Consider the following 22,458-nt stretch of genomic DNA (forward strand, 5'->3'; position numbering starts at 1 on the left):
TGTGATGGGATCAGCGGTTATGAGCATCAAAGTTGCACTGGAGCACCGCACCAGTTACACCTTTGACAAGCTGGTCCAGGTCTATCCCCATGTGGTGCGACTGCGCCCGGCTCCGCATTCGCGCACGCCGATCGAGGCCTACTCCCTGCGGGTCGAGCCGGCCGAGCACTTCATCAACTGGCAGCAGGACGCGCTGGGCAATTTCCTGGCCAGGCTGGTGTTTCCCAAGCCCACGCGGGAGATGACGATCACCGTCGGCCTCATCGCCGACCTCAAGGTGATCAACCCGTTCGACTTCTTCATCGAAGACTGGGCCGAGACCTGGCAGCTGGACAAATCGCTGTATCCCAAGGCGCTGGCCGACGACCTCGAGCCGTATCTGCGACCCGTCGACGAAGACGGCGAAGGGTCCGGGCCCGGGGATCTGGCGCAGGCCTGGGTTCGCAACTTCTCCGTACCCGAGGGCACCCGCACCATCGACTTCCTGGTCGCACTGAACAGGGCCATCAACGTCGACGTCACCTACAGCCTGCGGATGGAACCCGGCGTCCAGACCCCGGACTTCACCCTGCGCACCGGCGTCGGCTCATGCCGGGATTCGGCGTGGCTGCTGGTGTCGATCCTGCGCCAGCTGGGCCTGGCCGCCCGGTTCGTCTCGGGCTACCTGGTGCAGCTGACCTCTGACGTGGAAGCGCTCGATGGGCCGTCGGGACCGGCCGCCGACTTCACCGATCTGCACGCGTGGACCGAGGTGTACATCCCGGGCGCGGGCTGGATCGGACTGGACCCGACCTCGGGGCTGTTCGCCGGGGAGGGACACATCCCGTTGGCGGCCACGCCCCACCCGGCGTCCGCGGCGCCCATCACCGGGAGCACCGAACCCTGCAGTTCGGTGATGGAGTTCTCCAACACCGTCACCCGCGTCCACGAAGACCCGCGGGTCACCTTGCCCTACACCGACGACGCATGGGCCACGATCTGCGCGGTGGGCCACCACGTCGACGACCGGTTGGCGGCCGGTGACGTCCGGCTGACCATCGGTGGTGAGCCGACGTTCGTGTCGGTGGACAACCAGGTCGACCCGGAGTGGCGCACCGCCGCGGACGGCCCGCACAAACGGAAGCTGGCCTCGGATCTGGCCGCCCGGTTGAAGGCGCAGTGGGCGCCGCAGGGACTGGTGCAGCGCAGCCAGGGCAAGTGGTACCCCGGAGAGCCGTTGCCGCGCTGGCAGATCGGGCTGTACTGGCGCACCGACGGGCGCCCCCTGTGGACCAACGAGGCGTTGCTGGCCGACCCCTGGGGGGCCGTCGAGGCCGAGCCCGTCGAGATCGACACCGCCCACGACGTGCTGGCCGGGATCGCCGAGAGCTTCGGCCTGCCGTTGTCGCAGGTGCGCCCGGCCTTCGAGGACCCACTGGCCCGGCTGGCTGCCGCCGTCCGGTTGCCGGCGGGCGATGCGGTGGCCCCCGACGACGACCTCGCCGACGACGCCGACGCGCGCCGGTCCGAGTTGCTGGCGCGGCTGGATGAAGCCGTCACCGCTCCGTCGGCCTTCGTGCTCCCCCTGCACCGCCGCGACGACGGCAGCGGCTGGGCCAGTGCCGACTGGCGGTTGCGCCGGGGCCGACTGGTGCTCACCGAGGGCGATTCGCCCGCGGGTCTGCGGCTGCCGCTGAACTCGATCAGCTGGGACCCGCCACCGGCGTCCTACGAAGTCGACCCAGTGGCCATCAGCGACCCGCTGTCCCCCGCCGCGGCCGACCAGGCGGTGCTCGTCGAGCCGCACAACGCGCCGACGACCGCGCTGGTCGCCGAGGTGCGCGACGGGCTGCTGTACGTATTCATGCCGCCCACCGAGGCACTGGAAGACTTCGTGGACCTGATCGCGCGCATCGAATCCGCCGTGGCGAAGGTCGACACCCGGGTGGTGATCGAGGGGTACGGTCCGCCGCCGGACCCGCGCCTGACGTCGACGACGATCACACCCGACCCCGGTGTCATCGAGGTCAACGTCGCACCGACCGCCAGCTTCGACGAGCAGCGCCGGCAACTGGAAACGCTCTATGCGCAGGCGCGGCTGGCGCGGCTGTCCACCGAGTCGTTCGACATCGACGGCACTCACGGGGGCACCGGCGGCGGCAATCACATCACCCTCGGCGGCGTCACGCCCGCGGACTCTCCGCTGCTGCGCCGCCCCGACCTGCTGGTGTCGCTGCTGACCTACTGGCAGCGGCATCCGTCGCTGTCCTACCTGTTCGCCGGCCGGTTCATCGGCACCACCTCGCAGGCGCCCCGGGTGGACGAGGGCCGCGCCGAGGCGCTCTACGAACTCGAGATCGCCTTCGCCGAGATCGCGCGTCTGAGTGCCGGCGGTGCCGCGAAACCGTGGGTGACCGACCGGGCGCTGCGCCACCTGCTCACCGACATCACCGGCAACACCCACCGCGCCGAGTTCTGCATCGACAAGCTCTACAGCCCCGAAGGCGCCCGCGGCCGCCTCGGGCTGCTGGAGCTGCGCGGCTTCGAGATGCCGCCGCACCTGCGGATGGCGATGGTGCAGTCGTTGCTGGTGCGCTCGCTGGTGGCTTGGTTCTGGGAACAGCCGCTGCGCGCCCCGCTGATCCGGCACGGCGCCAACCTGCACGGGCGATACCTGTTGCCGCACTTCCTGATTCACGATATCGCCGACGTCGCGGCCGATCTGCGCTCGCACGGGATCGCGTTCGAGACCAGCTGGCTGGACCCGTTCACGGAATTCCGTTTCCCGCGTATCGGGACCGCCGTCTTCGACGGCGTCGAAATCGAATTACGCGGTGCCATCGAGCCGTGGAACACCCTGGGCGAGGAGTCGACCGCCACCGGCACCGCCCGCTACGTCGACTCGTCGGTCGAACGCGTCCAGGTCCGCGTGATCGGCGCCGATCGGCACCGCTACGCCGTGATCTGCAACGGCTACCCCGTCCCGCTGCTGGCCACCGACAACCCCGACATCCACGTCGGCGGTGTGCGGTTCAAGGCCTGGCAGCCGCCCAGTGCGCTGCACCCGACGATCTCCACCGATGTCCCGCTGCAGTTCGAGCTCGTCGACCTGACCGCCGGAACCTCGCGCGGGGGCTGCACCTACCACGTCGCCCATCCGGGCGGACGCGCCTACGACGAGCCGCCCGTCAACGCCGTGGAAGCCGAATCGCGCCGCGCCCGCCGCTTCGAAGCGGCCGGATTCACCTCCGGCAAGTTCGACCTCGCCGGGTTGCGGGAGAAGCAGGCCCGATTCCTCACCGACATCGGCGCGCCGGGCATCCTCGACCTGCGGCGCGTGCGTACCGTGCAGCAGTAATGGCGCTTCCAGATTTCTCGGTCGGTGACCGCTACGACGTCGACCGCCTGCTGGCCGGTTACCGGACCGCGCGCGCCCAGGAAGCCCTGTTCGACCTGCGTGACGGCCCTGGTGGCGGCTATGACGAGTTCGTCGACTCGCACGGCGACGTGCGCGCCACCTGGACCGAGCTGGCCGACACCATCTCCCACGGCGGCCGGGCCGGCCTGGACCGGATGCGGTCGGTGGTGCACAGCCTCATCGACCACGACGGGATCACCTACACCGGCGTGGACCCGACGCGCGAGGCCCCGCCCGCGCCCGGCCACGGCCCCGAGCCCAACCCGTGGAGCCTGGACACGCTGCCGCTGGTGCTGTCGGCGGCCGATTGGGAGGTCCTGGAAGCTGGGCTGGTACAGCGCTCGCGCCTGCTCGATGCCGTGCTCGCCGATCTGTACGGGCCGCGCAACCTGCTCACCGAGGGGCTGCTGCCGGCCCAGTTGGTGTTTGCCCACCCCGGATATGTGCGGCCCGCCAATGGGATCAAAGTGCCGGGCCATCACCAGCTGTTCATGCACGGCTGCGATCTCAGCCGGCTGCCCTATGGCGGGTTCCAGGTCAATGCGGACTGGACGCAGGCCCCCTCGGGCGCCGGCTATGCGCTGGCCGACCGGCGGGTGCTGGCGCACGCGATCCCCGACCTGTACGAACGGATTGCCCCGCGGCCGACCACGCCGTTCGCCCAGGCCCTGCGACTCGGCCTGATCGACGCCGCGCCCGACGTGGTGCAGGACCCGGTGGTGGTGGTGCTGAGCCCCGGTATCTACTCGGAGACGGCGTTCGACCAGGCGTATCTGGCGACGCTGCTGGGTTTCCCGTTGGTAGAGAGCGCCGACCTGGTGGTGCGCGAAGGCAAGCTGTGGATGCGTTCGCTGGGCACCCTCAAGCGTGTCGACGTGGTGCTGCGGCGCGTCGACGCGCTGTACGCGGACCCGCTGGACCTGCGCGCCGACTCCCGTCTCGGCGTGGTCGGCCTGGTGGAGGCGCTGCACCGCGGGACGGTGACCGTGGTCAACACGCTGGGTAGCGGCATCCTGGAAAGCGCTGGGCTGCTTCGCTTTCTGCCCGAGATGGCCGAGCGACTGCTCGGCGAGGAACCGCTGCTGCCCACCGCGCCGGTCTACTGGGGCGGCATTCCCAACGAACTCTCCCACCTGCTGGCCAACCTGTCGTCGTTGTTGATCAAACCTACTGACGGGGGGAAAGCCTTGTCGGGCCTACGCTTTCGTCGGCGCAGCTGTCCGAACTGGCCGCGCAGATCGAGGCGGTGCCCTGGCGGTGGGCGGGCCAGGAGCTGCCGACGTTCTCGTCGGCACCCACCGACCACGCCGGCGTGCTGTCCTCGGCCGGAGTGGGCATGCGGTTGTTCACGGTGGCCCAACGCAGCGGCTACGCGCCGATGATCGGCGGCCTGGGCTACGTGGTGGCACCCGAGCCCGATTGCTATACGCTGAAAACGGTTGCCGCCAAGGACATCTGGGTCCGCCCAACGGAACGGTCGATCGCCGAGAAGGTGATCTCGCTACCGTCGGCCCCGCAACCGGCCGTCGCGTCCGGCGCGGGCAGATGGACCGTCAGCTCCCCACGCGTGCTGTCCGACCTGTTCTGGATGGGACGCTACGGCGAGCGCGCGGAGAACATGGCCCGGTTGCTGATCGTCGCGCGCGAGCGCTACCACGTCTACCGCCACCATCAGGACACCGAGGAAAGCGAATGCGTGCCGGTACTGATGGCCGCCCTGGGCCAGATCACCGGGACCGACACCGGGGCGACCAACGACGGCGAGTCGGACAACGCGGAGATGATCGCCGTCGCGCCCTCGATGCTGTGGTCGATGACCGTGGACCTGGACCGGCCAGGATCGCTGATCCAGTCGGTGGAGGGGCTGGCGTTGTGCGCCCGCGCGGTGCGCGACCAGTTGTCCAACGACACCTGGATGGTGCTGGCGAATGTGGAACGGGCGGTGGGACTTCGGTCCGACCCGCCGCAGTCACTGGCCGAGGCCGACGCGTTGCTGGCCTCGGCGCAGTCGCAGGCGCTGGCCGGCATGCTGACCCTGTCCGGGGTCGCGGGTGAGTCGATGGTCCATGACGTGGGGTGGACGATGATGGACATCGGCAAGCGCATCGAGCGGGGCCTGTGGCTGACCGCGTTGCTGGCCGACACCCTGACCGTCGTGCGCAGCACCGTCGCCGAGCAGTCCGTCGTCGAGGCGATGCTGGAGGCCTGTGAGTCGTCGGTGATCTACCGGCGGCGCACGCTCGGCAAGATCAGCATTGCCGCGGTGACCGACCTGATGCTGTTCGACGCGCAGAACCCCCGATCGCTGCTGTTCCAGCTGGAGCGGCTGCGAACTCACCTGCGCGACCTGCCCGGCTCGTCGGGGTCGTCCCGCCCGGAACGGATGGTCGACGAGATCAGCACCCGCCTGCGCCGCTCGGATCCCACTGAGCTGGAAGAGATTACCGACGGCAGCCGGGAGGAATTGGCGGAGCTGCTCGGTGCCGTGCATGCCACGCTGCGCGACCTGGCGGACGTGATCACCGCGACGCAGCTGGCCCTGCCCGGCGGCATGCAGCCGTTGTGGGGCGGGCCAGACGAACGCCGCACGATGCCCGCCTAACTTGGCCTGCGCGAGCAGACGCAAAATCCCCGGGGAGCACGCGCTCCTGGGCGATTTTGCGTCTGCTCGCAAGGGTGAGGTGACCTTTATTACTCACAATTTGTGAGAAATAGGTGCTACGGTGGTGCCATGAACGAATACGAGTTCTTCACCCTCCACCGCGGAGCATTGACACCCGAACCGATCGAGGTGTTCGCCTACCCGATGGGCGATGTAACGGTGCGGCGCACGTGCGACGCGGAGCTCTCCCCCGCTGTCCAGGTGCTGTGGGTTCGCACGCCGTCCCCGGATTGGTCCGTGGTGTTCAACTGGGCCTCTCTCGTCGCGGGCACCGCCCGGCGCGTGCTGGTGATGCCGTACCTCCCCAGCGCCCGAGGCGACAAGGACCTGCCCAGTCCCGCTCGGACGAACGCCAGACTGGCAGCGCTCTCCGGCATCACCGACATCGTCACACTCGACCCGCACTCCCGCGTGTGGCTGGATGCGATGAGTGCGGCAAACCCGGACATCGGCCGCTGGGAACTCGACCTGGCCGCGATCGTCAGCGATGCGGTGGCCGACGGCGGCCCCTATCAGGGCGTGATCGGTCCGGACGCGGGATCGAGAGACCGTGCCTCGCTGGTGGCCGCAAAGCTCGGGCTGCCGGTGTTCATCGCCTCGAAGTCGCGGGACCAGGCGACCGGGAAACTCAAGGGCTACCACGCGCCCGACGGCGTGCTGAACGGCCGCTATCTCGTGGTGGACGACATCTGCGACGGCGGAGGGACTTTCGCGTTACTACGAGCCGCGATACCGAGCGACGTGGCTCTGGACCTGTGGGTCACCCATGGCGGTTTCACCGGTCCCGATCGCTCGCACCAGGCGCTCGCCGGATACCAGTGCGTCTACACCACCGACTCCCTGCCGAGCGCCGCCGGCCAACACATCCGGACCACAGATCTGGCTCCGTACGTCACGCAGCTGCTGAGCCGTATCGCCACCAATCACGAAGGGGCACAATCATGAACGACAGGCAGGATCGCGCGCTGGACACCCTGCTGGCGACCGACGCCTACAAGCTCGATCACCGTCGTCAATACCCGAAGGGCACCGAGTTCGTCTACTCGAACCTGACCGCGCGGGGAACGCGACTGCCCGATGTCGACGCCACCGTGTTCTTCGGGCTGCAGGCATACCTGCGCCAGCTGCGACGGCGCTGGCAGGTGTTCTTCGACCTTGCGCCCGACGAACTCGATGCGGTACTGACTGAATACGAGCAGTTCGTCACGGCACTATTGGGCCCGAATGACATTGGCGCCGAACACTTCCGGCAGCTGCACATGCTGGGTTACCTGCCGCTTCGGGTGCGGGCGGTCAAGGAAGGCGCCTTGATTCCGCTGCGGGTGCCCTACCTGACGGTCGAGAACACCGACAGCCGATTCTTCTGGCTGACAAACTATCTCGAGACCGAACTGTCCGCGCAGCTGTGGCAGCCCATCACCAGCGCCACCCTCGCGTGGCGCAACCGTACGCTGCTGGATCGGCGGGCGGCGTTGTCCGGCGACGAGGATGCGGTGAAGTTCCAGGGTCACGAATTCGCCTACCGCGGCATGACCGGCACCGAAGCCGCCGCCGCATCCGGAGCCGGCCATCTGCTCAGCTTCTGCGGCACCGACACCCTGCCCGCGATCCGCTACATCCAGCAGCACTACCCCGGAGACGAGGGCGAACTGATCGGTGCCAGTGTCCCGGCCACCGAACACTCGGTGATGTGCGCCGGTGGTCAGGACGGCGAGCTGCAGACCTTCGACCGCCTGTTGCAGCTGTACCCGGACGGCACCCTGTCGGTCGTCTCCGACACCTGGAACCTGTGGCGCGTGCTCACCGAGTATCTGCCCGCCCGTGCCGACGAAATCACGACCCGCAGCGGCAAACTCGTCATCCGGCCCGACTCCGGAGACCCCGAGCTGATCCTGTGCGGTGACCCGGACGCCCCCGCCGGCACTCCGGAACACAAGGGCGTGGTGCGGCTGCTCGCCGACACCTTCGGGACCGTCGTCAACGCAAAGGGCTATCGGGAACTCGACCCGCACGTCGGTGCGATCTACGGAGATTCGATCACCTACGAACGCGCCGACGCCATCACCCGAAGACTGATGTCTCAGGGATTCTCCTCTACCGCAGTCGTTTTCGGTTTCGGTTCCTACACCTACCAGTACCAGACCCGGGACACGTTCAAGATGGCCGTCAAAGCCACCTGGGTGCAGGTCGATGGCCAGGGTCGCGACATACTCAAAGACCCGATCACCGACGACGGCTCCAAGAAATCCGCCACCGGCCGGCTGTCCGTGCGCCGGCGCGCCGATGGCCGCCCCTACCTGATCGAACACGCCGACCACGAATGCGACGACGAGTTGGGGATCGTCTTCGAGGACGGACAGCTGCTGCGCACTCAGACCTTCGCCGAAGTGCGGGCGAACCTGCGGCGCGAGACGGCGATCCGCGAACGGTGGACCTGTACATGACGCAAACCTGGCTCAGCGTTGACGTCGTCGCGCTCACCGAGGACGAGCCGCTGCCGCGCCTCGTCCTCATCCGGCGCGCCGGGACCCCGCACCGCGGGGCGACGACGTTGCCCGGTGGGTTGCTGGCTGCCGAGCGAGGGGAAACGGTCGAGCAGGCCGCCAGAAGGATTCTGTGCGAGAAGGCAGGCGCGGAAATCACCAGCGGCATCGTCGTCGTCGACGTGGTCAGCGACCCCGCGCGCGACGAACGCGGCCATACCGTGTCGATCGTGGTGGCAGCACGGGTACCCGCCGGCACGACGGGCGCCGTCGCGGTGACCGAGATTCCCGGCGCGATGCCGTTCCAGCACACGGCGATGGCCCGTGCTGCGCTGTCGAGGATCGGTGAGCGCCTACTGGCCGACGCCGATACCACCTATGCGCTGCTCGGGACGGAGACGACGTTCGTCGAGGCCTACTCGCTGCTGCGGGCCTGCACCTCGATCACCGACACCGCCGCACGAGCACGGCTGGACCGGTCCCCGCTCTACGCGCGGACCGGCCGGTCGCGCAAGCCTGCCGGGTCCGGCCGCCCCGCGCACATCTACCGCCGCCGGCCCGCCTAGCTTGGCGAGCAGACGCAAAATCGGCCGGGAGCGTGCGCTCCAAGGCGACTTTGCGTCTGCTCGCCGGGGTTAGCTGGCGGCCTGCAACTGCTGGGTCACTTCCTCGATCACGGTGTGCACGAACTGCATCTTGTCCAATACCGCCGGCGGCAGCACGAACGGATACAGATCGTCGTGCCCCATCGAGCGGTTCACCATGTTCAGCGACCACGACAACGGCAGCCACATCTCAATGATGGTGGGAAAAGCGCTGGGCCCCAACGGCGGCCGATCGAACGTGGCGGCCGCCGGCGCCAGGCCGCAGGACGCCGAGGTGTCCAGTGTGTCCCGGATGTGCAGGTAGTGCGCGAACGTCTCGGCCCAGTCTTCGGCCGGGTGCATGGTCGCGTACGACGAGACGAACGTCTCCTGCCAACCCTCGGGCGCCCCCTGGCTGTAGTGACGGTCCAGCGCCGCCTGGTAGTCGGAGTCAGGGTCACCGAACAACTCGTTGAATCGCTGCAGGTACTCCGGTGACCGGACCAGGCGGTAGAAGTAGTAGTGCCCGACTTCGTGGCGGAAGTGCCCGAGCAGGGTGCGGTAGGGCTCTTCCATCTCCACCCGCAGCTGTTCGCGGTGCACATCGTCACCCTCGGCCAGATCCAGTGTGATGACCCCGTTTTCGTGCCCGGTGATGACGTTCTCATGCGCACTGGACAGCAGCCGGAAGGCCAGTCCGTAGTCCGGATCCTGGTCGCGCCCGATGATCGGCAGATTCAGCTCGTGCAACTCGGCGACCAACCGGCGCTTGGCCGCCTCGGCCCGGGCGAACTCCGCCAGCCCTACCGTGTCGTTGTCGTTCGGCCGCTCGATCGTCAGCGCGCATGACTCGCACAGCCCGCCCGGGTGACCGACCGGAACCAGCCAATTGCATTCGGCGACATAGAGGTTCGCGCATAGCTGATATTCGTTGGCGGCCACCGCGCCGGCGTGCTCGCTGTCTTGGTCGCGTTTGGCGATCACCAGCAGCGCCATCTGGTCTAAAGAGAACCCCAGCGCGCTGTGGCAATTCAGACACTCAGAGTTCTCGAACGCCAACCGCTGGCCGCAGTTTGGGCAGTGAAAATCACGCATGCAGCGCATCCCCTTCGAACGGGACGACGTCGACGCCAACGTCGATCACGCTACGTTCCGAGTTGGTGTAGATGATGCCGCGCAACGGCGGCACGTCCGCGTAGTCGCGGCCGCGTCCGACCACGATGTAGCGCTGGTCAACCAGTTGGTCGTTGGTGGGATCAAGCCCCAGCCACTCGAACTGACCCGGTTGCTGCGGCGTCCACACCGACGCCCAGGCGTGGGTGGCGTCAATGCCTATCATTCGATCCTTTCCAGGGGGTGGGTCGGTAGCCAGATAACCGGATACGTAGCAGGCCGCCAAACCATGGGCGCGCAGGCAGGCGATCGCCAACCGCGCGAAGTCCTGGCATACCCCTTCCCGCGCCGTCAGAACCTCATTTACCCGCGTGGAAACCGTGGTCGAGCCCGAACGGTAGGTGAAATCACGGAAAATTCGCGCCGCCAGGTCGCGCAGCACCTCAACCAGCGGCCGTCCCGGCTCGAAGCTGGGCGCGGCGTACTCACGAACCTCGTCAGTGATTTCCGGCGGCGTCAGGTCCAGCGCGAAGTCGCACGCCAGCGCTCCCTGCGCGCCGCAGGGCCGCGCGTTCTCCCACGGTTGCAGTGCCGGCCCGGTGCTGTAGATCCCGGCCGCCTGCGGCGCGACGTCGACAATCGAGTCGCTGACGATGGTCAGGGCGCGATGCGGTTCGGTCACGTGGAAATACGAGCTGATGTTGCCGTAAGAGTCGCGGCTGGTCGAACTGTCGGCCGGGGCCGGATCGATGATCAGTTCGTGCGCAACGCAGCGCTGCCGCAACGAGTCTCGCGGAGTGAGGAACCCACGCCCGTAGGAGCTGGTCACGACGTCGGAGTAGCGGTACTCCGTACGGTGCGTGACCCGGTAGCGTTTTGCGGCCAGCGGCGCCGACCGGCCATTGAACCCCACGGACGGCTCCTCAGACGGCAAGACGAACCTCCCTGTCGGCGAGTGGCGGCAAGGGTAGCTCAGGCCGCATGCTGACAGTCTCCACTCCAGGTCTAGTCCCGCTCCAAATGGGAACCCTATCGGTCACGGCAGAAAGGAGCCCGGCTCGTGCAGGGACACGAAATGAAGTCGCTGGCCGACCTCGCGGGCGAAGGCACGCGGGTCCTGACCACCTTGGTTCGTGATGTTCATCACGGCATCGCCAGTCGCGTTTTCACCTCCATAGGTCCGGCAGCCAAACCCGTACAGGTAATTCACGACACCACCGCCTCGGCCGTCTACACCCTGGTCGATGGCGCGGTGCGGGGTTCCCTGTACGGCGCAGGGGCGCTGGCGGCCCACACCCTGAGCAACGACGAGGACGAGACGGTCCTGGCGCGGCCGCGGGTCGCCGGCGCGATCGCCGCAGTCAATGGGATCTACGGCGACGAGATGACCAACCGGGAAAACGGCTTCGCGCTGTCCATGCAGGTCCGACGCAGGGGTGAACCGGTGCCCCTGACCGCGGAAGCCATCGCGGAGGCCTTTCCCCGGGCCACCGGGCGGATAGCGGTATTCGTGCACGGCTGGTGCATGACGGAACGGTCATGGTGGCGCACGCCGCGCACCGGCGACGGGCTGCGCCCCTACGGCAAACGGCTGCGTAAGGACCTCGGCTTCACGCCAGTGTTCGTGCGTTACAACAGCGGTCACCACATCTCGGAGAACGGCCAGGCGCTGGCCGACGTGCTGCACCGGTTGCACGAGTTGTGGCCGGCGGCGGTCGAGGACGTGGTCCTGGTCGGCCACTCGATGGGAGGGCTGGTCTCCCGCAGCGCCTGCCACTACGGGCGCGACCGGGAACATGCCTGGACGGATGCCGTGCGGCACGTGGTGTGCCTGGGCTCCCCGCACCTGGGCGCCGACCTCGAAAAGGGTGTCAACGTCGCAGCGTGGGCGCTGGCGAAGCTGCCGGAGACGCGGGGTCTGGCGGCGTTTTTGAACACTCGCAGCGCCGGGGTGAAAGACCTGCGGTTCGGCGCACTGGTCCACGAGGACTGGCGCGACTGCGACCCGGACGAGTTCCTGCGCGACCGCTGCCAGGAGGTGCCCTTCCTGCCCCACGCGGTCTACCACTTCGTCTCCACCACCGCGGCGCCCCGGGCTGTCGGTCTGCTGATGGGTGACCACCTGGTGCGACCCAAGAGCGCGGCCGGCCGCGGCCGATCCCGACAGGTCCCGTTCGAGGCCGCCCATGGTCTCACCCTGACCGGCCTCAATCACTTCGACCTGCTCAACCACCCGTCGATCTACGAGAAGTTGGTGGCGTGGCTCAGTCACTCGCCGGCGCTGGCGCAGCCGGAATCGGTCGGTTAGGGGACTGACGCGATGAGTCAACTGAGCGGCAAGACGGCACTCGTGACCGGCGGTAACTCGGGCATCGGTCTGGCGGCCGCGCAGCGGCTGGCCGCTGAGGGCGCTCACGTCTTTCTCACCGGCCGTAACCAACAGACGATCGACGCCGCGGTGGCCTCCATCGGCGAGGAGGCGACCGGTATCCGCGCCGATGTGTCGAACGCCGACGACCTGGCAACCGTGGCCGCGGCGATCGAGTCGCGCGGCAAGGGGCTTGACGTGCTTTTCGCAAATGCCGGTGGCGGAGAGTTCGCGCCATTGGGCGACATCACTCTCGAACAGTTCAGCGGCACATTCATGACGAACGTGGGCGGCACATTGTTCACCGTGCAGACGATGCTGCCGCTTCTCAACCGCGGGTCGTCGATCATCCTGACGGGTTCGACGGCCGCCTACAACGGGACGCCCGCGTTCACCGTGTACGCAGCCACCAAAGCGGCGATCCGCTCGTTCGGCCGGACCTGGGCCGCCGAGCTGGTGGGGCGCGGTATCCGGGTCAACACGATCGTCCCCGGACCGGTCGAGACGCCGGGTCTGAAAGGCCTGGCGCCCGCCGGCCGGGAACAGGAATTACTGGATGGTGAGGCGGCAAAGGTTCCGATGGGCCGTCTCGGCCGGCCCGACGAGATCGCAGCCGCGGTTCTCTTCCTTGCCTCTGATCAAAGTAGCTTCATGACCGGCGCCGAACTGTTCGTCGACGGCGGCGCTGAACAGATCTGAGCGTCGCGCGGGCAATTTCGGATTACGCGCCGAACTGGGCGTTTGGAGCGCACAATCGAAACGTGGCCACCTGGGACGACGTGGCCCGCATCGTCGGTGAGCTGCCGCTGACCACCGAGCAGTCACCGCGCGACTGGCGGGTGGGCAAGAAATTGCTGGCGTGGGAGCGACCGCTGCGGAAATCCGACATCGAGGCGCTGACCCACGACGGGGTGCAGCCACCCCGGGGTGACATCCTCGGCGTGCGGGTGCCGGACGAGGGGGCGAAGTTCGCGCTGGTCGCTGACGAGCCCAACGTGTACTTCACCACCCCGCACTTCAACGGCTACCCGGCCGTACTGGTCAAACTGGGTGAGATCGCGGTGGCCGACCTGCGGGAGTTGGTCACCGAAGCGTGGCTGACGCAGGCACCGAAGCAGCTCGTCAAGGAGTTCCTGGCCAAATCATCCTGACGGCCGCTCGATCACCTGCTGTAGGTCGTCGGCGCAGCCCGAGACCACGTCGGCGACCACCACCTCGTTTCGGTCGCGGGCACCGGACTGCAGTTCCGCGGCGTGGCGGCGCGCGGCGGCCAGGTGGGCGGACGCGGCGGCGTAGTCGACATCGGCGAGCCCGGTCGCCACAGTCAGGTCGGCGACCGCTGCCTGCAGGGCCGGCGCTGCCGCCCGGCCCAGCGGACGATTAACCGAGCGGGCCAGGTGCAGCACGGCACTGGCGAACAGGCCCAGCTGCGCGGACTGGGCGTCGATATCCCGAATCGTGCCCCGTGCGGCCCACCGGCGCGGCGCACGACGCGCGGCGACTTCCGCCGTGGATCGCGCCTCGATCAGGGCGCCGATCTCTTGATGGAGGTGGTCGGAAACGGATGTGGGCCAGTCGGGATGGCGAGTGCCGGAACCATCGAGGATGCCGGCCGTCCGCACCAGCGTCTCGTGCGCCGCCGCGAGGACACCCGCGCGCGCGTCACTGAGGAGCTTTTCCGGGTCGGCGGGGAACAGCACGAGAGCGAATACCAGCGCCAGCCCGCCCCCGATCAGCGAATCGAAGAGGCGCTCGGTCACCACGATGCCGGTGTGGGAGAACACCAGGACCAGGATCGCCGAGACGGCGGTCTGGTTGACGAACATCAAGCCCTGCCCGATGGCGCCGCGACCGACGAGCACCGCGACCGACAGCGCGATCATCACCGCCACCCCGATCCCGACCGGTCCGGCGCCGACGAAACCTTCCGTACCGCCGCCCACGGCGATGCCCAGCGCGACCCCGACCATCATCTGGGTGGCGCGCCGCGCACGAAGCACGTTGCTCGCCGACATGCATACCACCGCCGAGATCGGCGCGAAGAACGGTTGCTGGTGATGCAGCAGGTCATGAGTCAGGTACCAGGCCAGTGCGGCGACGACCGACGTCTGGGCGATCGGCCACAACGCGGTGCGCAATCGCTGGACGGCCGCCGTGCCCTCACCGGCCATCCCGGCCAGCAGCGAAGTCTTCACCACGCCTGCTTACCCCACGCCCGGCCCACAGCGACCGTGCGCCCGGTGTCGAGCTACCCGCGCCGCAACTCGAACAGCGGGATCACCCGGTCGGTTTTCGCCTGATATTCGGCGAAGCCGGGAGCGGCAGCGGTGATCTCGGAGAAGATCGCGTCGCGCTCGGCGCGGTCCAACTCGTGTGCGGTCACCTCGAACGCCTCGGTGCCGACCTCGACGTGTGCCCGGGGCCGAGCGCGCAGGTTGTGCACCCACGCCGGGTCTATCGGCGCGCCGGCGAACGACCCGATGATGATCAGCCGACCGTCGACGCGGAAGTAGGCCAGCGGCGCGATGCGCGGCTGACCCGACTTGGCGCCGGTCGTGGTCAGCAGCAGCAAATCGGCATTAGCGAACTGGCCGCCGACTTTGCCTCCGTTGGAACGGAACTCGTCGACGATGCCGTTGTTGAACGCTTTGATGGATTCGGTGTCCGGGGTCGTCATGACTGGTCAAGCTGCTTGGGTTTGAAATCTATTCCCGACTCCTTGCGCTGCTGAGCCGTGATCGGCGCCGGCGCGTCGGTCAGCGGGTCGACTCCCCCGCCGGTCTTGGGGAACGCGATCACCTCGCGAATCGAGTCGACGCGGGACAGCAGCGCGTTGATCCGGTCCCAGCCGAAGGCGATCCCACCGTGCGGCGGGGCGCCAAAGGTGAACGCCTCCAACAAGAATCCGAACTTCTCCTCGGCCTCTGCCTGGTCCAGACCCATCACCGCGAAGACCCGCTCCTGAATGTCGCGGCGGTGGATACGGATCGAACCGCCGCCGATCTCGTTGCCATTGCAGACGATGTCGTAGGCATCGGCCAGCACGGCGCCTGGGTCGGATTCGATGCTGCCCTCGTGTTCACGCTTGGGTGAGGTGAACGCGTGATGCACCGCCGTCCACGCTCCCGCGCCCACCGCCACGTCGCCCGACGCCGTGGCGTCCTCGGCAGGCTCGAACAGCGGCGGGTCGACGATCCACACGAACTCCCACGCGTCCGGGTCGATCAGGCCCAGCCGGTGCGCGATCTCGATGCGCGCCGCGCCCAACAGCGCCCGAGACGTTTTCACCGACCCGGCCGAGAAGAAGATGCAGTCGCCGGGGTTGGCGCCGACGTGGGCGGCCAGGCCGTCGCGTTCGGCGTCGGACAGGTTCTTGGCCACCGGCCCACCCAGCGTTCCGTCCTCGCCGACCAGCACGTAGGCCAGGCCCCGGTGGCCGCGCTGCTTGGCCCACTCCTGCCAGCCGTCGAGCGTGCGGCGCGGCTGAGAAGCCCCGCCCGGCATCACGACCGCGCCGACGTAGGGCGCCTGGAACACCCGGAACGTGGTGTCCTTGAAGAACTGCGCGCACTCGACCAACTCCAGGCCGAACCGCAGGTCGGGCTTGTCAGAGCCGAACCGGCGCATCGCATCGGCATACGTCATCCGCGGGATCGGCGTCGGAATCTGGTAGCCGATCAGCGCCCAGAGTGCCGTCAGGATCTCCTCGGAGACCGCGATGACGTCCTCGACGTCGACGAAGCTCAGCTCCATGTCGAGCTGAGTGAATTCGGGCTGGCGATCGGCGCGGAAGTCTTCGTCGCGGTAGCAGCGCGCGATCTGGTAGTAGCGCTCCATCCCGGCCACCATCAGCAGCTGCTTGAACAACTGCGGGCTCTGCGGCAGCGCGTAGAACATCCCGGGATGCAGTCGCGCCGGTACCAGGAAGTCGCGCGCACCCTCCGGCGTCGACCGGGTGATCGTCGGCGTCTCGACTTCCACGAAGTCGTGGCGCCCCAGCACCTCGCGGGCTGCGGCGTTGACCTTGGAACGCAAGCGAATTGCGGCGGCCGGGCCCTCGCGGCGCAGGTCCAGGTAGCGGTACTTCAGCCGCAGCTCCTCCCCCGCGGGCTCGTCGAGCTGGAACGGCAGCGGCGCCGACTCGCCCAGCACGGTCAGCGAGGTGGCGTTGACCTCGATGTCGCCGGTGGCGATGTCGGGGTTCGCGTTGCCCTCCGGCCGGATCTCGACGACACCGGTGACCGCGACACAGAACTCCGAGCGCAGCCGGTGCGCCTGAGCCAGCACCTGGGTTTCGCGGAACACCACCTGCGCGACGCCGGACGCGTCGCGGAGATCGATGAAGATGACGCCGCCGTGGTCGCGGCGGCGGGCCACCCACCCGGCCAGGGTCACCTGCTGCCCGGCATCGCCGTCCCGAAGCGATCCCGCGGCGTGGCTGCGCAGCACAAATACTCCTTTACACCGGGTGAGATTGACTGCCCAGTCTAGAGGGCCGATTGATTTGCCCGATCCTGCCGGTACTTTTGGCTGCATCGCAACCGATATCGCACTCGTGGGCCCCGGCGCCGTCGGCACGACCGTCGCGGCGCTGCTACATGCGGCCGGGCACCGGGTGCTGCTCTGCGGCCACACCCCGCGGGAGGGCATCGAACTGCGGCCGGACGACGCCGAACCGATCGTGGTGCCGGGCCCGGTGCACACCGATGCGGACGCCGTCAGCGGTCCGGTGGACGTGCTGATCCTGGCGGTCAAAGCCACCCAGAACGAGGCGGCGGCCGGCTGGCTGGCCCGGTTGTGCGACGAGAACACCGTCGTCGCCGTCCTGCAGAACGGCGTCGAACAGGTCGAACAGGTCGCCCCGCTCTCGCCGTCTCCGCACGTGATACCGGGCAGCGTGTGGTTCTCGGCCGAGACCCAGCCTGAGGGTTGGGTGCGGTTGCGCGGTGAAGCGGCGCTGGTGGTGCCCACCGGGCGCGCGGCCGAATCGTTCGCCGACCTGCTGCGCGAGGCGGGCTGCCAAGTCGAATGCAACCCCGACTTCGTCACCGTGAACTGGCGCAAGCTGCTGCTCAATGCGCTGGCCGGACTGATGGCGCTGTCCGGCCGCCGCTCCGGGATGTTCCGTCGGGACGACGTGGCCGAACTGGGCCGCCGGTATATGGCCGAGTGTGTGGCGGTCGCGCGCGCCGAGGGCGCCCAACTGGGCGACGAGGTGGTGAAGCAGCTCGTCGAATCCTTTCGGGTGGTGCCCGAAGACATGGGCACCTCGATCCTGGCTGACCGGGAGGCGCACCGCCGGATGGAGTGGGACCTGCGTAACGGCGTCATCGTCCGCAAAGCCCGCGCGCACGGGCTGCCCACTCCGGTCAGCGACGTGCTGGTGCCGCTGCTCGCTGCCGCCAGCGACGGGCCGGGTTAGGTTTGCAGGTATGCACCCCTGCGAACGCGTCGACCTGAGCTTCATCGAGACGGCGCCCTACCGCTTTCGCAACAGTGTCGATCTGGCTATCACGCCCGAGCAGTTGTTCGAGGTGCTGGGCGACGCCGAGTCCTGGCCGCGCTGGGCGAAGGTGATCACCAAGGTCACCTGGACCAGTCCGGAGCCGCGCGGCGTCGGCACCACCCGCGTCGTGCAGATGCGCGGCGGCATCGTCGGGGACGAAGAGTTCATCGCGTGGGAACCGTTCACGCACATGGCATTCCGGTTCAACGAGTGCTCCACCAAAGCGGTCGCGGCGTTTGCCGAAGACTATCGGGTCGACGTGATACCCGGCGGCTGCCGGCTCACCTGGACGATGGCCCAAAAGCCGGCCCGCGGTGCCGGAGTGGGCATGGCCGTGTTCGGTCCGTTGCTCAACCTGGCGCTGCGCCGGTTTCTGCGGAATCTGCGCACTTACACCGACACCCGATTCGCCGCCGCGCAGCAGCGATAGGCTGTGTCGGCGCGGCTCAAACTCTAATTCCGGGAGCGACCGATGACCTTCAACGAGGGTATGCAGATCGACACCAGTTCCGCGTCGTCCTCGGGCGGCGGCGGGATGGGCCGGATGGCCATCGGCGGTGGAATCGGCGGCCTGCTGCTGGTGGTGGTGGCCATGCTGCTCGGGGTCGACCCCGGCGGCGTGATCAGCCAGCAGCCGCTCGACTCGCGCGAGGACGTGGCTCCCGGTTTCGACCTCAGCCGATGCAAGACCGGCGCGGACGCCAACAAGTACGTGCAGTGCCGCGTGGTGGCCACCAGCAACTCGCTGGACGCGGTGTGGAAGCAGTTGATGCCGAAGTACACCCGCCCCCACCTGCGCCTGTTCAGCGGCCAGGTCAGCACCGGCTGCGGGCCGGCCAGCAGCGACGTCGGCCCGTTCTACTGCCCGGTGGACAAGACGGCCTACTTCGACACCGATTTCTTCCAGGTCCTGGTGACTCAATTCGGTTCCAGCGGTGGGCCTTTCGCGGAAGAATATGTGGTGGCCCATGAGTACGGACACCACGTGCAGAACCTGCTGGGGGTGCTCGGGCGCGCTCAGTCCGGGGCGCAGGGCGCCACCGGCAGCGGGGTCCGCACCGAGCTGCAGGCCGACTGTTATGCCGGGGTGTGGGCGCACTACGCGTCCACGGTCAAGCAGGACAGCACCGGACAGCCGTTCCTGCAGCCGTTGACCGACAAGGACATTCAGGACGCGTTGTCGGCGGCCGCTTCGGTGGGTGACGACCGCATTCAGCGGCAGGTGAACGGGCGGGTCAACCCGGAATCCTGGACGCACGGCTCATCCGCGCAACGCCAGAAGTGGTTCACCACAGGATATTCGACCGGCGAGCCCAATAAGTGCGACACGTTCAACACCAACGATCTGGGGTGAAGCTCGAGCATCCGATCACGGTAGGCACAGCCGAGTTCAACGCGGACCAGCATTCCTACTACGACTGGATGCGCCGCGAGGCGCCGGTCTACCGAGGGCGGCTGGCGCTGCGCCCACCCGAGCAGGACGTCTACTTCATCTCCCGCTACCGGGACTGTCTGGACCTGGTCACCGACCCGCGGATCCGCCGCGTGCTCGACGGCGCCGCGGAGGACACCTCGGTGGTGCCCGAGGCGATCCGCCTGCTGACCACCGACACCATGGTCTACCAGGACGACCCGTCACACCTGCGGCTGCGCAAGCTGGTGAGCCGGCCGTTCACCCCGCGCGCGATCGAGGGGCTCGGTGACCGGATCCGCACCGTCGCCCGCGAACTGCTCGACGGCTTCGAACCCGGCCAGCGCCTCGAGGTGCACCGGCAGTACGCGCTGCCGGTCCCGACCACGATCATCAGCGAAATGGTCGGCGTCTCAAGCGAACACCGGCCCACGTTCTACCGCTTCATCGAGTTGTTGTTCGAGGCGATGCTCAGCCACAACGCGGCCGGCGCCGGCGAGCAGATGCAGGGCTTCGTCGCGTACCTGCGCGATCTGATCGAGCAACGACGGGCTGCCCCGGGCCGGGACATCATCACCGGGTTGATCGACGCCCGGGAGGACGGTGGCGGCCTGACCGACGACGAGATCGTCGCGATGGTGTTCCTGCTCATCACCGGCGACTACCAGACCACCCCGAATGTGATCACCAACGGCATCGCGGCGCTGCTCACCCACCCCGACCAACTTCGCCTGTTGCAGCAGCACCCCGAACTCATCGGCAGTGCCGTCGAGGAGATCCTTCGCTACTCCGGCACGGTCGGCGGCACCGAAGCAACCACCTTCGCCGGCGAGGACATCACCCTGCACGGCGTCACCATCCCGCGCGGGGCCATGGTGACGACGCTGTTGACATCGGCCAACCGCGACCCCGCACAGTTCCCCGACGCGGACCGCTTCGACATCACCCGCAGTCCCAATGATCACCTCGCGTTCAGCAAGGGCACCCACTTCTGCCTGGGCTCACATCTGGCACGGCTGGAGACCGGGATCATCATCGGCGAACTGATCAACCGCTTTCCCGGCCTCACGCTGGCAGTCGCACCCGAAGAGCTGCGCCTGCAACCGATTCCGTTGCTGAACCGCTTCGACGGAGTGCCGGTGATCCTGGGCTGAACCTCACCACCCGGCCAGCAGGTCCCGTAACTCGGCGCGCCCCTGCTCGTCGAGCGGCAGCAGCGGCGCGCGTGGGTCGCCGACCGCAAAGCCCAGCAGATCCAGACCTGCCTTGACGGTGGTGGGCAGCCCACCCGCGACGATGAACTGCAACAACGGTTTGAGGTCGTCGTAGAGCAGTTGCGCCTTCTCGAGATCGTCCGCCCGGATCGCGTTGTACAGGTCGATACACGGCTGCGGACGCAGATTCGGTGCGGCCGTGCACCATCCGGACGCCCCCACCCGCAAGGCGTCGAGCACCAGCGGATTGCTGCCGTTGTAGAAGGGCAACTGGCCGTCGCTGAGCTCGGCGATGCGCCGCATCCGGGTCAGGTCACCGGTGGACTCTTTGACCATGGTGACGTTGTCGACGTTGTCGAACAGGGTGACCAACAGCTCGGGGCTCATGTCCACACCACTGGTGGCGGGGTTGTTGTACGCCATGATCGGGATCCCGATCGACTCGCCGATGCTGCGGTAATGCTGCGCGACCTCGCGATCGGTGAGCTTCCAATAGGAGACGGGCAGCACCATCACCGCGTCGGCGCCCGCCTGTTGCGCGTATTGAGCGCGCCGAATCGTGTTGGCGGTGGTCAGATCCGACACCCCGACGACAACCGGGACCCGCCCGTTGACGGTGGCCATCGTGGTGTTGACGACGGCGTCGAACTCGGGTTCGTCGAGGTAGGCCAATTCGCCGGTGCTGCCGAGGGGGGCGATCGCATGCACGCCGGAGGACACCAGTCGGTCGACCAGCGCGGCAAGCCGGTCTTTGTCGATGCTTGACGTGTCAGCCGAGAACGGGGTGACGGGGTAGGCGATGATGCCGTGGATCTCAGACACGGTTCCTCGAATTCAGTTGGCGGACAGAGGGTTCAGGACGTCGGGGTGCCGCGCCAGCGCGCGGCGGGCGTAGTAGGCGAAGTTGGCCCGGCTGCGCGAGGGTGTCAGCGTCCAGTCGTGGGCCTCGCGGGCCAGTTCCTCCGGAAGCGCTTTGACGGTACCCGCGGCCATGGCCGCGAGTTGCAGCTTGGCGGCGCGTTCGATCAGCACCGCCAGTGAACACGCCTCCTCGACACTGGCGCCGGCCACCACGTGCCCGTGATGGGCCAGCAGAACGGCTTTCTTGTCGCCCAGCGCGGCGGTGATGATCTCGCCTTCCTCGTTGCCCACCGGCACGCCGGGCCACTCGGCCAGGAAGGCGCAGTCGTCATAGAGCGGGGTGGTGTCCATGTGCGAGACGATCAGCGGAACCCCCAGCATCGACAGGGCCGCCACGTGGAAGGGATGCGTATGCACGATGCAGTGGGCATCGGGCCGCGCGCGGTAGATCCAGCTGTGAAAGCGGTTGGCCGGGTTGGCCATTCCGCTGCCTTCCAGCACATTGAGGTCCTCGTCGACCAGGAGCAGGTTGTCCTCGGTGATCTCGTCGAAACCCAGGCCCAGGCGCTGGGTGTAGTAGGTGCCGGGCTGCTCGGCGCGTGCGGTGATCTGCCCGGCCAGACCGGAATCATGGCCGGCGTCGAACAAGGCTCGGCAGGTGAGCGCGATCTTCTGGCGGGTGCTCAGCTGTGAGTCGGAGCTCTCGGCATTTAGGCGTTGCTGGGCGCGCCGCATCAATTCGGCCTTCGAATGCGTGAATGTGGATGACATCAACGACTCCCTCGATCGGGAATGTGTGACACAATAGTAACACTATAGGAAACTTTGTGTCATGCCGCGTCGGAGGGGGCCCAGCCGA

The 22,458-nt window shown here is 67.8% G+C and carries 18 protein-coding genes and 1 pseudogene; 12 read left to right on the forward strand and 7 right to left on the reverse strand.

Annotated features, from left to right (window positions below):
- Positions 1-19 precede the first annotated feature (19 nt).
- From ACNQS7_RS06700 to ACNQS7_RS06720, 5 genes and pseudogenes are all read left to right on the forward strand, one after another.
- Positions 20-3,337 (forward strand): DUF2126 domain-containing protein, encoded by a 3,318-nt coding sequence (locus ACNQS7_RS06700; RefSeq protein ID WP_418011948.1) that lies wholly within the window; start codon positions 20-22, stop codon positions 3,335-3,337.
- Positions 3,337-5,999 (forward strand): annotated as a pseudogene (locus ACNQS7_RS06705) (circularly permuted type 2 ATP-grasp protein). Before ACNQS7_RS06700 ends, ACNQS7_RS06705 begins: the two are co-directional and overlap by 1 nt.
- A gap of 129 nt (positions 6,000-6,128) precedes the next feature.
- A complete protein-coding gene (locus ACNQS7_RS06710; protein ID WP_418011949.1) occupies positions 6,129-7,004 on the forward strand; it encodes a phosphoribosyltransferase family protein in 876 nt (291 codons plus the stop codon).
- Positions 7,001-8,503 carry a nicotinate phosphoribosyltransferase gene (locus tag ACNQS7_RS06715; RefSeq protein WP_418011950.1) on the forward strand — a complete coding sequence of 501 codons (1,503 nt, stop codon included), beginning with the start codon at positions 7,001-7,003 and terminating at the stop codon, positions 8,501-8,503. Before ACNQS7_RS06710 ends, ACNQS7_RS06715 begins: the two co-directional genes overlap by 4 nt.
- Positions 8,500-9,108: an NUDIX domain-containing protein gene (locus ACNQS7_RS06720; protein WP_418011951.1), complete on the forward strand. Its 609-nt coding sequence runs from the start codon at positions 8,500-8,502 to the stop codon at positions 9,106-9,108. The genes ACNQS7_RS06715 and ACNQS7_RS06720 overlap by 4 nt, the downstream gene beginning before the upstream one ends.
- 69 nt (positions 9,109-9,177) lie before the next feature.
- Here ACNQS7_RS06720 and ACNQS7_RS06725 read toward each other — a convergent pair whose 3' ends face one another.
- Positions 9,178-10,221: a zinc-binding metallopeptidase family protein gene (locus ACNQS7_RS06725; RefSeq protein ID WP_418011952.1), complete on the reverse strand. Its 1,044-nt coding sequence runs from the start codon at positions 10,219-10,221 to the stop codon at positions 9,178-9,180.
- Positions 10,214-11,152: a transglutaminase family protein gene (locus tag ACNQS7_RS06730; protein WP_418011953.1), complete on the reverse strand. Its 939-nt coding sequence runs from the start codon at positions 11,150-11,152 to the stop codon at positions 10,214-10,216. Before ACNQS7_RS06730 ends, ACNQS7_RS06725 begins: the two co-directional genes overlap by 8 nt.
- A gap of 147 nt (positions 11,153-11,299) precedes the next feature.
- On the opposite strand from ACNQS7_RS06730, the gene ACNQS7_RS06735 reads away from it, so the two are divergent.
- The 3 genes from ACNQS7_RS06735 to ACNQS7_RS06745 all read left to right on the forward strand — a co-directional run bounded on the left by ACNQS7_RS06735 (position 11,300) and on the right by ACNQS7_RS06745 (position 13,758).
- Positions 11,300-12,547: an esterase/lipase family protein gene (locus ACNQS7_RS06735; RefSeq protein WP_418011954.1), complete on the forward strand. Its 1,248-nt coding sequence runs from the start codon at positions 11,300-11,302 to the stop codon at positions 12,545-12,547.
- 12 nt (positions 12,548-12,559) lie between these two features.
- Complete coding sequence (locus tag ACNQS7_RS06740) at positions 12,560-13,306, forward strand: SDR family oxidoreductase (RefSeq protein WP_418011955.1); 747 nt, start codon at positions 12,560-12,562, stop codon at positions 13,304-13,306.
- 62 nt (positions 13,307-13,368) lie between these two features.
- A complete protein-coding gene (locus tag ACNQS7_RS06745) occupies positions 13,369-13,758 on the forward strand; it encodes an MmcQ/YjbR family DNA-binding protein (protein ID WP_418011956.1) in 390 nt (129 codons plus the stop codon).
- On the opposite strand, the gene ACNQS7_RS06750 is transcribed toward ACNQS7_RS06745, so the two are convergent.
- The 3 genes from ACNQS7_RS06750 to aspS are packed head-to-tail and all read right to left on the reverse strand — an operon-like array spanning position 13,750 to position 17,056.
- Positions 13,750-14,802, reverse strand: coding sequence for an FUSC family protein (locus ACNQS7_RS06750; protein WP_418011957.1), 1,053 nt, complete (start codon positions 14,800-14,802; stop codon positions 13,750-13,752). The genes ACNQS7_RS06745 and ACNQS7_RS06750 overlap by 9 nt on opposite strands.
- A 53-nt stretch (positions 14,803-14,855) precedes the next feature.
- Positions 14,856-15,284, reverse strand: coding sequence for a nitroreductase family deazaflavin-dependent oxidoreductase (locus ACNQS7_RS06755; RefSeq protein ID WP_418011958.1), 429 nt, complete (start codon positions 15,282-15,284; stop codon positions 14,856-14,858).
- Positions 15,281-17,056 carry an aspartate--tRNA ligase gene (gene aspS, locus ACNQS7_RS06760; protein ID WP_418011959.1) on the reverse strand — a complete coding sequence of 592 codons (1,776 nt, stop codon included), beginning with the start codon at positions 17,054-17,056 and terminating at the stop codon, positions 15,281-15,283. The genes ACNQS7_RS06755 and aspS overlap by 4 nt, the downstream gene beginning before the upstream one ends.
- Positions 17,057-17,141: 85 nt before the next feature.
- Here aspS and ACNQS7_RS06765 point away from each other — a divergent pair, with 85 nt between their 5' ends.
- Genes ACNQS7_RS06765 through ACNQS7_RS06780 form a run of 4 tightly spaced genes read left to right on the forward strand, consistent with a single transcriptional unit; the run spans position 17,142 to position 20,678 of the window.
- Positions 17,142-18,029, forward strand: coding sequence for an oxidoreductase (locus ACNQS7_RS06765; protein ID WP_418015915.1), 888 nt, complete (start codon positions 17,142-17,144; stop codon positions 18,027-18,029).
- A 10-nt stretch (positions 18,030-18,039) separates the two neighbouring features.
- Positions 18,040-18,543 (forward strand): SRPBCC family protein, encoded by a 504-nt coding sequence (locus ACNQS7_RS06770; protein WP_418011960.1) that lies wholly within the window; start codon positions 18,040-18,042, stop codon positions 18,541-18,543.
- 42 nt (positions 18,544-18,585) lie between these two features.
- On the forward strand, positions 18,586-19,467 hold the full coding sequence (locus tag ACNQS7_RS06775) for a neutral zinc metallopeptidase (RefSeq protein WP_418011961.1): 882 nt from the start codon (positions 18,586-18,588) through the stop codon (positions 19,465-19,467).
- A complete protein-coding gene (locus ACNQS7_RS06780) occupies positions 19,464-20,678 on the forward strand; it encodes a cytochrome P450 family protein (protein ID WP_418011962.1) in 1,215 nt (404 codons plus the stop codon). Before ACNQS7_RS06775 ends, ACNQS7_RS06780 begins: the two co-directional genes overlap by 4 nt.
- Before the next feature lie 3 nt (positions 20,679-20,681).
- Here the strand turns inward: ACNQS7_RS06780 and ACNQS7_RS06785 are convergent, their stop codons facing one another.
- Together ACNQS7_RS06785 and ACNQS7_RS06790 are read right to left on the reverse strand one after the other, a co-directional pair.
- Entirely contained in the window at positions 20,682-21,560 is an 879-nt protein-coding gene (locus ACNQS7_RS06785; protein WP_418011963.1) for a dihydrodipicolinate synthase family protein, read from the reverse strand.
- Between the two features lie 12 nt (positions 21,561-21,572).
- Complete coding sequence (locus ACNQS7_RS06790; RefSeq protein WP_418011964.1) at positions 21,573-22,370, reverse strand: aldolase; 798 nt, start codon at positions 22,368-22,370, stop codon at positions 21,573-21,575.
- Positions 22,371-22,458: the final 88 nt, after the last annotated feature.

This window comes from Mycobacterium sp. 23, assembly GCF_048287075.1.
Taxonomy (GTDB): Bacteria; Actinomycetota; Actinomycetes; order Mycobacteriales; family Mycobacteriaceae; genus Mycobacterium; species Mycobacterium gordonae_B.